The sequence below is a fragment of the Helicobacter pylori NCTC 11637 = CCUG 17874 = ATCC 43504 = JCM 12093 genome, assembly GCF_900478295.1.
Classification (GTDB): domain Bacteria; phylum Campylobacterota; class Campylobacteria; order Campylobacterales; family Helicobacteraceae; genus Helicobacter; species Helicobacter pylori.
Map to the genome: position 1 here is coordinate 169,623 of NZ_LS483488.1, position 12,710 is coordinate 182,332.

General features: G+C 39.6%; 11 protein-coding genes and 1 pseudogene. 2 read left to right on the forward strand and 10 right to left on the reverse strand.

Going from position 1 to position 12,710, the window contains the following annotated elements; translation table 11 throughout:
- Nucleotides 1-5: 5 nt before the first annotated feature.
- From secF to DQL14_RS00780, 5 genes are read right to left on the reverse strand one after another with little or no spacing between them, the layout of a single operon-like run.
- On the reverse strand, nt 6-977 hold the full coding sequence (gene secF, locus DQL14_RS00760) for a protein translocase subunit SecF (RefSeq protein WP_108169505.1): 972 nt from the start codon (nt 975-977) through the stop codon (nt 6-8).
- A gap of 8 nt (nt 978-985) precedes the next feature.
- The gene (gene secD, locus DQL14_RS00765) at nt 986-2,563 is read right to left on the reverse strand and encodes a protein translocase subunit SecD (protein WP_108169506.1); all 1,578 of its coding nucleotides are present in this window, start codon (nt 2,561-2,563) and stop codon (nt 986-988) included.
- Nucleotides 2,560-2,943: a preprotein translocase subunit YajC gene (yajC, locus tag DQL14_RS00770; protein ID WP_097552037.1), complete on the reverse strand. Its 384-nt coding sequence runs from the start codon at nt 2,941-2,943 to the stop codon at nt 2,560-2,562. Before yajC ends, secD begins: the two co-directional genes overlap by 4 nt.
- 47 nt (nt 2,944-2,990) lie before the next feature.
- Nucleotides 2,991-4,307 carry a sodium/proton antiporter NhaA gene (gene nhaA, locus DQL14_RS00775; protein WP_108169507.1) on the reverse strand — a complete coding sequence of 439 codons (1,317 nt, stop codon included), beginning with the start codon at nt 4,305-4,307 and terminating at the stop codon, nt 2,991-2,993.
- A 23-nt stretch (nt 4,308-4,330) separates the two neighbouring features.
- Nucleotides 4,331-7,198, reverse strand: a complete 2,868-nt coding sequence (locus DQL14_RS00780; RefSeq protein WP_108169508.1) for a RecB-like helicase — start codon at nt 7,196-7,198, stop codon at nt 4,331-4,333.
- Between the two features lie 252 nt (nt 7,199-7,450).
- Here DQL14_RS00780 and rpsB point away from each other — a divergent pair, with 252 nt between their 5' ends.
- Complete coding sequence (gene rpsB, locus DQL14_RS00785; RefSeq protein ID WP_000258276.1) at nt 7,451-8,245, forward strand: 30S ribosomal protein S2; 795 nt, start codon at nt 7,451-7,453, stop codon at nt 8,243-8,245.
- Complete coding sequence (gene tsf, locus DQL14_RS00790; RefSeq protein WP_108169509.1) at nt 8,245-9,312, forward strand: translation elongation factor Ts; 1,068 nt, start codon at nt 8,245-8,247, stop codon at nt 9,310-9,312. The genes rpsB and tsf overlap by 1 nt, the downstream gene beginning before the upstream one ends.
- A gap of 56 nt (nt 9,313-9,368) precedes the next feature.
- Here the strand turns inward: tsf and DQL14_RS08920 are convergent.
- The 5 genes and pseudogenes from DQL14_RS08920 to flgC form a co-directional block, all read right to left on the reverse strand.
- Nucleotides 9,369-9,434 (reverse strand): annotated as a pseudogene (locus DQL14_RS08920) (AAA family ATPase); the annotation flags it as partial.
- Nucleotides 9,435-9,754: 320 nt separating this feature from the next.
- Nucleotides 9,755-11,602, reverse strand: a complete 1,848-nt coding sequence (locus DQL14_RS00795) for a peptidoglycan D,D-transpeptidase FtsI family protein (protein ID WP_108169510.1) — start codon at nt 11,600-11,602, stop codon at nt 9,755-9,757.
- A 6-nt stretch (nt 11,603-11,608) separates the two neighbouring features.
- A complete protein-coding gene (locus tag DQL14_RS08475; RefSeq protein ID WP_108169511.1) occupies nt 11,609-11,734 on the reverse strand; it encodes a transcriptional regulator in 126 nt (41 codons plus the stop codon).
- Nucleotides 11,735-11,757: 23 nt separating this feature from the next.
- Nucleotides 11,758-12,087 carry a flagellar hook-basal body complex protein FliE gene (gene fliE / locus DQL14_RS00805; RefSeq protein ID WP_001147916.1) on the reverse strand — a complete coding sequence of 110 codons (330 nt, stop codon included), beginning with the start codon at nt 12,085-12,087 and terminating at the stop codon, nt 11,758-11,760.
- Between the two features lie 126 nt (nt 12,088-12,213).
- The gene (gene flgC, locus DQL14_RS00810; RefSeq protein ID WP_000480077.1) at nt 12,214-12,699 is read right to left on the reverse strand and encodes a flagellar basal body rod protein FlgC; all 486 of its coding nucleotides are present in this window, start codon (nt 12,697-12,699) and stop codon (nt 12,214-12,216) included.
- Nucleotides 12,700-12,710 lie beyond the last annotated feature (11 nt).

Sequence of the window (12,710 nt, forward strand, 5' to 3'; positions counted from 1 at the left end):
ACTCCTTAAACTTGACCGCCCTCATACAAACGGCGCATTTTTTCTTTCTCTTGAGCTTTTTTGATTTTTCTAGCCTCATTCTCATAATATTTACCCATATCAAAACCTAACAATAACGCTACTTTAGGGGCGATGAAAATAGAGCTATAAGTCCCTACAATCGTGCCTATTAGCATGGGCAATGAAAAGCCAATAATGATCTTACTCCCAAACACGCACAAAATCAACACCACAAAAAACACGGTTAAAGAAGTTAAAAGCGTGCGCGTGAGCGTGCTGGAAATGGCTTCATCAATGGCTTGAATGGCGTTTTTGGTTTTTTGAGAGAGCATCTCTTCTCTGATCCTGTCAAAAATAATGATCGTATCATTAATGGAATACCCAATCAAAGTGAGCAAAGCCGCAATCACTTCCAGATTCATATCAATCTTAAAAACAATCACTGAGCTTGCCACTAAAATCACATCATGCACAAGCGCAACAACGCTCGCTAAAGCGAAACGCCATTCATAGCGGAAACTCACATAAACCATGATCGCCATTAAGGCTAAAATCAGCGACAAAATGCCCTTTTCTTTCAATTCGCTCCCCACTCTAGGGCCAACAGTGTCAAACTTACGGATTTCAAAATCGCCGCTGGGTTTTAAAATGTTAGCCACGATAGCGTTCAAGTCTTCATTTTCAGCCGTTTCTACAAAAGGGAATTTGATTAAAATTTCTTCTTTAGAGCCAAATTCGCTCACTTGCACGCCCTTGAAGCGAGCTTCTTTTTCAAACAGATCGCGCACTTCTTTAATGGGGGCGTTTTGAGTGTAACGCGCTTGCACCAAACTCCCCCCCGCAAAATCAATCCCTAAAGAAAACCCTTTAAAAAACAAAAGCCCCAACGCCAGAAGCGCTAATATCGCTGAAACAATCACCCCATAATTGGAATAGCGCATGAAGCTTAAGATTCTAGTTTGTTTGAACAATTCCATAAAACCTCCTAAGCTCTTTTATTCACGCCAAACCAAAAATAAAGGCTTTTTGTTTGGGTGAGTTTAGGCAAAAGGGCTTGATAAATCCCTTGCGTGCCTACAATAGCGGTGATAATAGAGGCTAAAATCCCAATGCCTGTGGTGAGAGCAAAGCCTTTAATCGCTCCTGTGCCATAAGCGTATAATAACACTGAAGCGATCAAGGAAGTGATATTGGAATCAAAAATCGCCCGGCTCGCATTGATATAGCCTAAATGGATCGCTTTAGCGATGCCCTCATTCTCTCTTAAGACTTCTCTAATGCGCTCGTTAATAATGATATTAGCATCTACGGCAATCCCCACGGTTAAAACAATGCCCGCCATTCCCGGTAAAGTCAGCGTCGCTCCAAAAATCGCCATGACCGCCACAATCAAAAAAAGATTGACCACTAACGCCAAACAAGCGATCACTCCCGCCATGGAGTAATAAAGCACCATAAAGCCCATCACTAAAATAAAGCCCCCAATGAGGGCGATAATGGAAGTTTTAACGCTGTCTTTCCCTAAACTCGGGCCAATAATTCTTTTTTCTAAAACCTGAATGGGAGCGCTCATCGCCCCACTCCTTAAAGCGATCGCTAAATCGCTCGCTTGAGCCACGCTAAAATTCCCGCTAATTTGCCCGCTCCCCCCACCGATACGCTCTCTAATCACCGGGGCTGAATAAACCTTATTGTCTAAAACGATCGCCATGCGTTTACCCACATTCGCGCCTGAGAAATCCCCAAAAATCTTAGCCCCTTGCGCATCCAGCGTGAAGCTCACCACCGGCTGGTTGTTTTGATCATACACCACTTTCGCATCTGTAAGCATTTCGCCATCTAAAATGGGGATCGCTTTGAGTAAGATTTTACCCCCCATTTCCACATCAGACAACAACACACTGCCTAATTTTTGAGCCTCTAAATCCGTCATTGTCATCGCATCTTTATTGTGCTCTTCATCCACCGCCATCATCTGCAAATGAGCGGATCTTGAAATCAAGTCTTTAGCGCGCCGTTCTTCTTCTAAAGTCTTAATGCCGGGCAATTGCACCGAAATTTCTTCTCTGCCTTGCTGGATGACTACAGGCTCTGCCAAACCAAATTGATCCAAGCGGTTACGAATGATCCCTATCACTTGCAAAATCGTGTTTTTACGCAATTCTTCTTGCTCTAAAGGGGTGAGCTTCACGCTATAAAATTCCGCTTCTTTTTTGATTTCAAACTGGCTATGGCCTTGCAATTCCAATAAAAGCGCGTCTAATTTTTTCGCCTCATCTTCATCTAAAAGCTCAAAACTGATCCCTTCTAAACTGGATTTAATGTCTTTAAGCAAGATATTTTGCTTTTTAGCGTTGTATTCTAAAGCGGACGCCAAGCTTAAATACTTGTTTTTTAAAGCTTCATCGGTTTGCACCCCTAAAAGCATGTTCAACCCCCCCCTTAAATCCAAACCTAAAGTGATTTTAGGGCCTTTAGTTTCTAGTAAAGAAGGCACAGAAAACCCTACCCCTAAAAGAAGCGCGCAAATAAAAACGATTAAACGAGGGTTAAAAAGTTTCATTTAGTTGTTATTTGGCGTTGTTTCAAAGTTTTAGTACCAGATAATTTTGCCGAGATTTCTTCTCTGCCTTGCTGAATGACTATAGGCTCTGCCAAACCAAATTGATCCAATTCGTCTAATTTGAACGCTACATAGTTTTTAGAAAGTTTAGCGGTGGTGTCATCATTGAGCTTCACGCTAAAAAAATTCGCTTCCGCTTTAAGCACCTCAACGATGAACCCTCCTTGAGTAACGATTTTATCGCCCTTAGTCAAGCCCTCTATCATTTCTTTATGCTTTTTTTGCTGCTGGCGTTGCGGGCGAACGATCAAAAAATAAAAAATAAGGAACAACACCACAAAGGGTAAAAGCGTTGTTAGAATGTCTCTAATTTGTCCCATTTAATTTCCTTAAAAGATGTTTTAATCTCAAATTATAGCATTTTTAGCTATTTCTTTAAAGCCACTCTTTTGTCTAGCGCGAATAAATACAAAGCCCCTATGATCCCAGAAATCAAAGATCCGAGTAAAATCGCAATCTTTGCCACTTCCATAGCGTCCTTATGCTCGCTCGTAAAAGCCAGATTAGAAATAAACATAGACATGGTAAAGCCAATCCCTGCTAAAAGCCCAGCCCCTAAAATATGCCACCAGCTGATGCCTTTAGGGCGTGCGGTGATTTTAAGCTTTTCGCTTATAAAAGTGATTAAGAAAATCCCTAAAGGCTTACCCAAACAAAGCCCTAAAATAACCCCTAAAAGCACCTTATCCACTTCTAAATTGATGCTAGAATCAACGCTCACCCCAGCGTTTGCAAACGCAAATAAGGGCATGATGAAATACCCGCTAATGGGGGCTAGAAAATGCTCCAATCTTTCTAAGGGGCTTTGTAAAGCGCTCGCTTTTTCTTCAATAGAATGCAAGATTTCTTGCTGCTCTTTAGTCAAAAGCGCTCCTGAACTCGTCTCTGCGTATCGCTTGCCTAATTCCAAAAGCTCTACATTTTTAGAATCTTTAGGGATCTTCACCGGTATCATAAAAGCTAGAATCACTGCAGCAATCGTCGCATGGATACCGCTTTGATGCACGCAAAACCAAAGCAACACCCCTAAAAGCAAGTAAGGGATAAGTGAACGCATATTCAGGCGGTTTAATACAGCTAAAACAAAAACCACCCCCAAAGCCCCTAAAAGCCATGCGAATTTTAAATTCGTGGTATAAAAGAGCGCAATCACCACAATAGCCCCCAAGTCATCAGCCACCGCTAGAGTGATTAAAAAAACCTTTAAGGCGGTTGGCACCCTCTTGCCTAAAAGCATGATCACGCCTAAAGCGAACGCAATATCCGTCGCCATAGGGATCCCAAAACCATGCTGAGAGGGCGTATCAGCGTTAAGAAAAAAATAAATCAATCCTGGAGCTATCATACCCCCAAGAGCCGCAATCACAGGAAAAGAAGCTTTTTTGAAACTGGATAACTCCCCAAACAACAATTCTCGCTTGATTTCTAAACCTATCATTAAAAAAAATAACGCCATTAAGACATCATCAATCCAGTTGTGCAAACTAAAGCCGATAAAAAAATCCCCTATTTGAAACCCAAAAGGGGTGTGCCATAGCGCAAAATAACTTTCTTTTAAAAACGAATTAGCCACCACCATCGCTAAAACAGCGTTCAAAAAGAGGAAAATCCCTCCAAAAGACTCGCTTTTAATGAAGTTTTTAAGCGTCACACTGAGCGCGTTTTCTGTTTTTTTGAGATTCATAGACAACCTTAAAATTTTTAATTTCAGACCCATAATTTTTCAAGCAGTCTTTTATGAGCGTAAATAATGCCCGCTTGTATCTTAAAATGGGGGGCTTGAGTTTTCAAAAACTCAGCGTAATGAGACACTTGCACTTTATGGCTTTGCTGGTAATTTTGAGAGCTTTTATAATCTAAAACATACAAATTTTGCCCCTTATCCCACAATAAAACATCAATCCTAGACACAACCCCTTGAAATAAAAAAGCCGCTTCGCCCCTTAAGGCATAATTTTTAAAAAGAGCTTGTATCTTGGCATCGTTTTCAAAAAGCTCTAAACTTTCTTCTAACGCTTGGTAATCCAAACCATAAAAACCATGATGGTAGTTTAAATATTCTAAAACGCTTTTTTTAGGAATGTTATAAGCGTATTGGTATTCTAATCCCTTGTGCAAGGCGATACCAAAATTGATCGCTTCCTGGTCGTTATTCTTTTCATAATCGCTAGGCTCTTCTTCTATCTCTTGGACTTGCTCGCCATAGGCATGGGGTTTGATTAAAACGCTTGCGATTAAAGGCTCTTTTTGAGAAGAAATAACCGGCGTAATTTCGCCATCTTCTAAAGGCGCAAGATCCAATTTTTCACGCATTCCTTTGTTTTTGCTTTCTTTTTTACTTTCTTTTTTACTTTCTTTTTTGTCTTTTTTTTGGTCTTTGTCTTTAGCCACGACAATCAGCCCTAACTCAGCCCTAGTGAATGCAACATAATACACATTGGTTTCTTCATGATCTTTAGCCGCTTCTTCTTTGTCTAAAGCCCTAGCGTAATCTTTATCCACCACCTCACGATTTTTCATTCTGTAATAAAGGCGAAGAAGCTCTGCGCCGTTATATTCTTCAAGGAATTGATTGGAGTTATTGGATTTAGGCTTGCCCAAGCGTTCGCACACGATCACATAAGGGAATTGCATGCCTTTAGATTTGTGGATGGTCATGATTTGAGCGCCTTTTAAATTGAAAGAAGCGATCTTTTTAGCCTCTAATTTTTCCAAAAACTCATTCGCGTCTTCGCACCCAACCGCCAACTCCAAGCAGCTTTGTGCAGGCTCTCCATAAAGCTCAAACCATTCCATCACTTTCCATACAAAGCTTGCCACGCTCTCTTTTTTGGGGTTAAAACCAGCTAAAGTGATGGCATCATCATGCAAGTATCCAGCGAGTTTTAAAACGCTGTGCTTGTAAAAGGGCTTGTAAGGTTCTTCAGCTAGAGCGTATTCTAAAGCGTTCTTAATGATCTTAGATTCTACAAATTGAGACAAATTAGCGCTAGATTCCGTGCTTGGGCGAATCTCGCTCAAATTCTGTTGCAAATAATTTTTGATTTCTAAAGCGTCAGCATTAGTGGCGCATAAAATGGTAATGTCTTTAGGCTCAATGCGATGCTCTAAAAGGTTTTTAGCTTCTTGTAAGATCTGATCTAATAGCAACTCTCTATCATCAGCCACTAAAGAGACTTTAACATAGCCCTCTGTAACATGTTTATTGTTGGAAGCTTTAGGGTATTTTTGCTCCAAATAAGCGGTGGAGAAATTTTGATAAGCCTTTTTAAAAATGGTGTTCACATAATTAATGATCAAAGGCGAACTGCGGTGGTTGAATGGTAAATTATCGTGGTAAAAATCCTTAGCAACGCTTTCAAACAAGGAGCTAAAACTCCCCCTAAAGGCATAAATGCTCTGCTTGACATCGCCCACAAAAAACACGCTCCTGTGCCATTTTGCTTGCCCTATCCCGGCTTTAATTTCATCAATAAAAGGGGCTAAAATCTTATAATCGTTCAAACTCGTGTCTTGAAATTCATCAATCAAAATGTGCGCAATCTTGCTGTCCAACCTGAAATAAAAAAACTCTGCCGGCATTTCTTCATAACCATTCAATAAGACATGAACCTTATCTTTAATCGCATCAAAATCTAATGCTTGGATTTTAGAAGTGGCGTTATCATAAAGCTGGATGAATTTAGGGAATTTTTTAAATAATGCGGTTTCTCTGGCTTCATAATAGCGTTTTAGATCGTTTTCAATCTCTTCGCATTCGCTCTCTAAAGTGGGGATTTCATCTTTTAATTTTTTGAAATAGATGTATTCGCTCTTTTTTTCAAGCCAGGTTAAAGAGCTGTTTAAAAATCCCCTAAAACTATCGCATTTAATGGCTTCTTTAGCCCTATCTGACGCTGTTTCTATGCTTTGAATTTGGTTGTTTAAGCTTCTTAGTTTTTCTAAAAAACTCTCTTCATCAAATACAGGCTCTTTTTTATTGGGATCAAATAAATAGAGCTTGTTTTTTAAAAAACGCAACCGCTCTAAAATAGAATCGCTTGTGTAACTATCATAGCTTAAGCATTGGACGATAAAAGCGCTCAATTCCTCAAGCTGTTCGTTATTTAAAGCGCTCAAAAAACCCTCATTAAGCTGTCGCTGGTGCACTTTGGTGTCTTCATTGACTTCAAAATTCGCGCTCAACCCCACAAACCAGCAAAATTTCCTTAAAATGCTTTGAAAAAACGCGTCAATAGTGCTGATTCTCACTTCAGCGTTTAAAAAGCGTTGGTAGATTTTTTGAGCGCTATTTCGCACCAAACTAGGGTCTAAATGGTATTTTTCTTCTAATTCTTTTAGGATATTTTGGGATTTTTCTTTTTCATTTTCAAGGTTTTCTTTTTGCAAAATTTTTAAATAGTCTAAAATGCGCTCTTTCATTTCGGCGGTGGCTTTTTTAGTGAAGGTGAGCGTTAAAATCTCGCTAGGATTAGCCCCCTTAAACAATAGGGCCAAAAACCGCACGCTCAAAGCGAAAGTCTTCCCGCTCCCTGCTGAAGCCTTTAAAGCCATGCATTGTCTTTTTGTATCCATTGAGATCTATCCTAAAATTCTGTTTTGTCTTTATTATAACCTAAAAGCCTTTTTTACTTAAGCTAAAAAACCCTAATCTTTTGCTATAATCATAAGGTTTTGTCGTTTTTCTATCATTTTATAGGAATCAAAGGCAAAGACAGCGTCAAATTCACACATGCTAATCCTTGTATTTAGGTGTTCTTAAGAAATTTTAAGAATCAAATGAGCATGGAGGAAGAGAACCAAAATAACTTTAAGGAGAATATTCTCATGGTAACCATGAAAGATTTATTAGAATGCGGTGTGCATTTTGGACACCAAACAAGGCGTTGGAACCCTAAAACCAAAAAATTCATTTTTGGCGTTAGGAAAAATATCCATATTATTGATTTGCAAAAAACTTTGCGCTATTTTAGATACACCTATAATATCGTGCGCGATGCGAGCGCTCAAGGCAAGAGCATCATGTTTGTAGGCACTAAAAAACAAGCCAACGAGACTTTGAAAGAATTTGCTGAAAGCATTCAAGTCCCTTATGTCAATTACCGCTGGCTTGGTGGCATGCTGACTAATTTTAGCACCATTAGAAAATCGGTGAGAAAATTAGAAATCATTGAAGAAATGGAAAATAGCGGTCAAATTGATCTATTGACTAAAAAAGAAAAGCTCATGATTTTAAGGAAAAAAGAAAAGTTGGATAAATATCTTGGTGGGGTACGCCACATGAAAAAAATCCCTGATATGATTTTTGTGATTGATGTGGCTAAAGAAAAAATCGCTGTCGCTGAAGCAAGAAAACTCCATATCCCTATCGTGGCTCCCTTGGACACTAACTGCGACCCTGATTTGGTGGATTACCCCATTCCTGGAAATGACGATGCGATCCGCTCTATTAGGCTATTTTGTAAAGAAATGAGCGAAGCGATTTTAGAGGGGCGAGAACTCATGCAAGAAGAAATCGTCCATGCGGATGAAAATAGCGAAGAGATAGAGTTTGTGAGCAATGAAGAAAAAGAAGAAATGCTCGCTGAAATCCAAAAAGAAATCACTCAAGGAGCCGAATAATGTCAGGAATTAGCGCTCAATTAGTCAAAAAATTAAGGGACTTAACCGATGCGGGCATGATGGATTGCAAAAAAGCCCTTGTGGAAGTGGCTGGGGATTTGCAAAAGGCCATTGATTTCTTGCGCGAAAAAGGCTTGAGTAAAGCCGCTAAAAAGGCCGATAGGATCGCTGCTGAGGGCGTGGTCGCTTTAGAAGTAGCTCCTGATTTTAAAAGCGCAATGATGGTAGAAATCAATAGCGAAACGGATTTTGTGGCTAAAAATGAGGGCTTTAAGGAATTGGTGAAAAAAACTTTAGAAACGATCAAAGCCCACAATATTCATACCACAGAAGAACTGCTTAAAAGCCCGTTAGACAACAAGCCTTTTGAAGAATATTTGCACTCTCAAATCGCTGTGATTGGTGAAAACATTTTAGTGAGAAAAATCGCTCATTTAAAAGCCCCTAGCTCTCATATCATCAATGGTTATGCGCATTCTAACGCTAGAGTGGGCGTGTTAATCGGTATAAAATACGATAATGAGAAAAACGCTCCAAAAGTGGTGGAACTGGCCCGAAACATCGCTATGCATGCCGCAGCGATGAAGCCTCAAGTGCTAGATTGCAAAGACTTTAGCCTTGATTTTGTCAAAAAAGAAACTTTAGCCTTGATCGCTGAAATTGAAAAAGACAATGAAGAGGCCAAACGCTTGGGCAAACCTTTGAAAAACATCCCCACTTTTGGGAGCCGCATTGAATTGAGCGATGAAGTTTTAGCCCATCAAAAGAAAGCTTTTGAAGACGAATTAAAAGAGCAGGGCAAGCCTGAAAAAATCTGGGATAAAATCGTTCCTGGAAAGATGGAAAGGTTTATCGCTGATAACACCCTTATTGATCAACGCCTGACCCTTTTAGGGCAATTCTATGTCATGGACGATAAAAAAACTATCGCTCAAGTGGTTGCTGATTGTTCCAAAGAGTGGGATGATGATTTAACAATCACTGAGTATATTCGTTTTGAATTGGGCGAAGGCATTGAGAAAAAGGCAGAAAATTTCGCTGAAGAAGTGGCTTTGCAAATGAAGTGAGATTTTAGCAAACAACCTTTAAAGGTTGTTTTCTTTTAATTTTTTAACTTCCTTTATTTAAAATTTTCCATTTTAAAGTACTTGAAATTTTTGTAATTTTCAATCTCTATGCTTTTAATCATTTGAATTTCGCCTTTTAATGAGCCTAGTTGATACTGCCAAGTTTATAGTCGCTCTAATTTTACATTATTTGATTAAATTTTGAACACTCGCCTATTGTAAACTTTGCGTTTAAATTACAATAACAAGTTAATCCGCATTCTTTTTGATTTAAGGGTTAGTTTTGATTGTCTTTCTAGGGATCATGCAAGTCTCATTTTATTTAATTGGGTTCAATCTAACTTAAACAGATTTTTTCTAATCTGTCCTCTAAATTTGGCCTTAATGCCACAGAGCCGGCAACTTAAGACTCCTTTTTGGGGTTTGGGTTGAAAAGAGCCTTTTATTTTATCTTAAAGCGGTTTTTCTCCAACGCATTTTGAATCGCAATAGAGGGCGAGAGGTAATTGTAACGCACTAAAATTTCGGTGATTTCTTTAAAAATAGGGGCTGCAATCTTGCTGGCGTAATATTCTTCCTTGCCGTGCGAGCCTAAGATAACCACGCCGATAGTGAAAACCTGCCTTTCATCTTCAGCGAACCCAAAAAAAGAGCTGTTGTAGGACTGCGCGCTATAACTCCCGTTTTTAGCGACCCTAGCCGTGCCTGTTTTGCCCCCTATGTATAGCCCTTCAAATTGAGCGTTTTTGCCTGTGCCATAACGCACCACTTTGATTAAGGTTTCTTTCATTTTTCTAGCGCTTTTGGGGCTAATGACTTGAAAAGTGGGTTTGGGGCTAGGGATGTAAATATCGCCATTAGGGGCGGTTTCTCGTTGCACTAAATAAGGGGTAGTCAATTTGCCTTCATTAGAAAACACCGCATAAGCCCTTAAAAGCTGCAAAAAAGTCGCGTTCAGCCCATAGCCATAAGAAACGCTCCCCTTTAACACTTCACGCTTGAAAGCGGACAAAGGAGGGATCTTTCCTGTGGCTTCTAGAGATAAATCAATGCCGGTTTTTTGAGAAAATCCATAGCCTAAAAGCCCGTTATAGAAATCCTCTGGGTTGAGGTTTTTGCTGATTTTTATCATGCCCACATTGCTAGATTGGATTAAAACGTCTTCCACAACGGCTTTTTTACTAGGGATAAAGTCGTCTTTAATGGTGTATTTTCCTAATTGGTAATAGCCATGGTTTAAATCAATGCGTTCTTTAGGGTTGATCAAATTCTTATCCAACAGCAAGGAATAAACAATGGGTTTGATCGTGCTGCCTGGCTCAAAAACCTTTTCGGCAACGCTCAAATTCAAGCTTTCATAATCGCTGGTTTTAATCGCATTAGGATTGAAGCGCTTGCTTGAAGCTAGCGATAAAATTTCCCCGCTTTTAGGGTTAATGATACCCACTAGGATTTCTTTAGCCTTGAGTTTGTCTTTAGTTTTATCTAATAGGGTTTCAATTTCTCTTTGGAGCTTTAAAGGAACGCTCAAATACACCTCATAGCCATCAAGCCGTTCAACCTCTGTGTAAGAGTGGTTTTGGATAAAGTTAAAACTCACGTCTCTTTTGCCTGTTCTTATGCCATTTTGTTGGGCTTTAAGCAAGTGATCTTGAGATTTTTCAACGCCTTTTTTACCGGTAGTTAAAGTGAGCTTGTCTTCTTCTTGTTTTTGCACATAGCCAATGATTGGCTCTAGGCTATTTTGATAAGGGTAATGCCTGGAAACGCCGCTCACTTCAATGTTTAGCCCTTGCTTTTGCCACACTTTATCGTGCGTGTCTTTGAAATTTTGAAAAACCCCAAAGGCTAAAAATTTCTTATTCAAGTCTCTAATATTAGCAGCCATATTGGGCGTGAGATCATAGGCTAGAATAATATAACCTTTCGTATTGATGGCGTCTTTTAAGGACTTTTTAGGGATATTGCTATAAATAGAAAGGAAATCAATGAAAAAATCTTCTTTATCCGGGTTTAAAAACCTTGTATCAAAGCCCAGTTTGAAAAGGGTTTGCGAAGCGGCCAGGCTGTAGTTGTCTTGACTATAGATAGTCCCTCTAGTCGCAGTGTCTTGTTTGCTCATCACCAGAGTGGGCATGTTGGCTTGGGCAAAAAAAGCTTTTTTAAAAGCCACCATTAAAAAAATAAAAAAAAGCAATAAAAAGATTAATGCTGTAACAGAACCCTTATCTCTTTGGGTTTCTAAGAATTGCTCTAGGTTGAAGTTAGGATCAATGTTTTTATTATCCATGAACGCTTACTTGAAAATGGCGTAGATTCGGTTTCTCACAACGCATGAAAGCATGAATTTTTGATGGTAAAATCTGTTAAAAGGGGGCGTAGCAACAACAAACCCTCTCTTTAAAAAGGACCAGGCGATCATTTAAAGAGAAGCCACTTAAGAGACTAGATCTGCGTTCTTAAAAGCTCTTTATAAGCGCTGATCGCTTTGTTGCGCACTTCAAGCATGAGTTTCATGCTCGTTTCAGCCTTCCCTATGGCGATAGCCGCTTGGTGCAAGTCTTTGATTTGCCCTGTCGCCATATCCGCTAAGGCTTTATCAGATTGCTCTTGAGTGTTGTTAAGCTCATTGATAGATTGTTTCAAGAGTTTAGAAAACTCCCCACCTTTTTGTTCTTTAAAGGCGTTACCTGATTCTTCTCTTTTAGTCCTGTTGTCCGTGTTAAGCTCAGAGAAAGGACTCAATAAGCTTTTATCATTGTGTATGGCTTGCATAGAACCTCCTTAAGCTCTTTTTTAAAAATTTAACTCTATTAAATATTTTATTCATTTTGTATTCTACTGATCTTTGGCTAATACTACCTAAATTTTCTTATACTACCATAAATTGTTGAAAATCGTTCATGTTTGTAACATACCAATCGCGTTTTGTGCCATGTTTTTAGCGCTTTGAAAGGCTGCAACATTGGCCTGATAAGCTCTAGTCGCTTCCACTAAATCCGCCATTTCAACCACCGCATTCACATTGGGGTAAGCCACATAGCCTTGAGCGTTAGCGTCAGGGTGGCTGGGATCGTATTTCATCAAAGGCTCGCTATCATCGCGCACAATCTTATCCACCACCACGCTTGTGATGGGGATTAAGGGGTTGTCATCGCCTTCATCTAAGGGGTCTTCATAGGGGGTAATTTGATGGTTTTGGGCGATTTTTTGGTTTAAAATCTCATTGAAATCAAAAGCCTTAAACACCGCTTCTTGCCTCCTATAAGGACCTCCTTCGCTCGTGCGCGTGGTGTTAGCGTTAGCGATATTAGAAGAAATCAAATTAGCCCTTAAGCGTTGGGCGGACAAACCATAACCGCTAATATCAAAAGAAGATAAAAACATGCTTTCCCTTA

Bases quoted from the DNA above. Each gene is read 5' to 3' on its own strand.
- fliE (WP_001147916.1), bottom strand. From the start codon at position 12,087: ATGCAAGCCATACACAATGATAAAAGCTTATTGAGTCCTTTCTCTGAG.
- DQL14_RS08475 (WP_108169511.1), bottom strand. From the start codon at position 11,734: ATGATCGCCTGGTCCTTTTTAAAGAGAGGGTTTGTTGTTGCTACGCCC.
- flgC (WP_000480077.1), bottom strand. From the start codon at position 12,699: ATGTTTTTATCTTCTTTTGATATTAGCGGTTATGGTTTGTCCGCCCAA.
- secF (WP_108169505.1), bottom strand. From the start codon at position 977: ATGGAATTGTTCAAACAAACTAGAATCTTAAGCTTCATGCGCTATTCC.
- tsf (WP_108169509.1), top strand. From the start codon at position 8,245: ATGTCAGGAATTAGCGCTCAATTAGTCAAAAAATTAAGGGACTTAACC.
- secD (WP_108169506.1), bottom strand. From the start codon at position 2,563: ATGAAACTTTTTAACCCTCGTTTAATCGTTTTTATTTGCGCGCTTCTT.
- DQL14_RS00780 (WP_108169508.1), bottom strand. From the start codon at position 7,198: ATGGATACAAAAAGACAATGCATGGCTTTAAAGGCTTCAGCAGGGAGC.
- yajC (WP_097552037.1), bottom strand. From the start codon at position 2,943: ATGGGACAAATTAGAGACATTCTAACAACGCTTTTACCCTTTGTGGTG.
- nhaA (WP_108169507.1), bottom strand. From the start codon at position 4,307: ATGAATCTCAAAAAAACAGAAAACGCGCTCAGTGTGACGCTTAAAAAC.
- DQL14_RS00795 (WP_108169510.1), bottom strand. From the start codon at position 11,602: ATGGATAATAAAAACATTGATCCTAACTTCAACCTAGAGCAATTCTTA.
- rpsB (WP_000258276.1), top strand. From the start codon at position 7,451: ATGGTAACCATGAAAGATTTATTAGAATGCGGTGTGCATTTTGGACAC.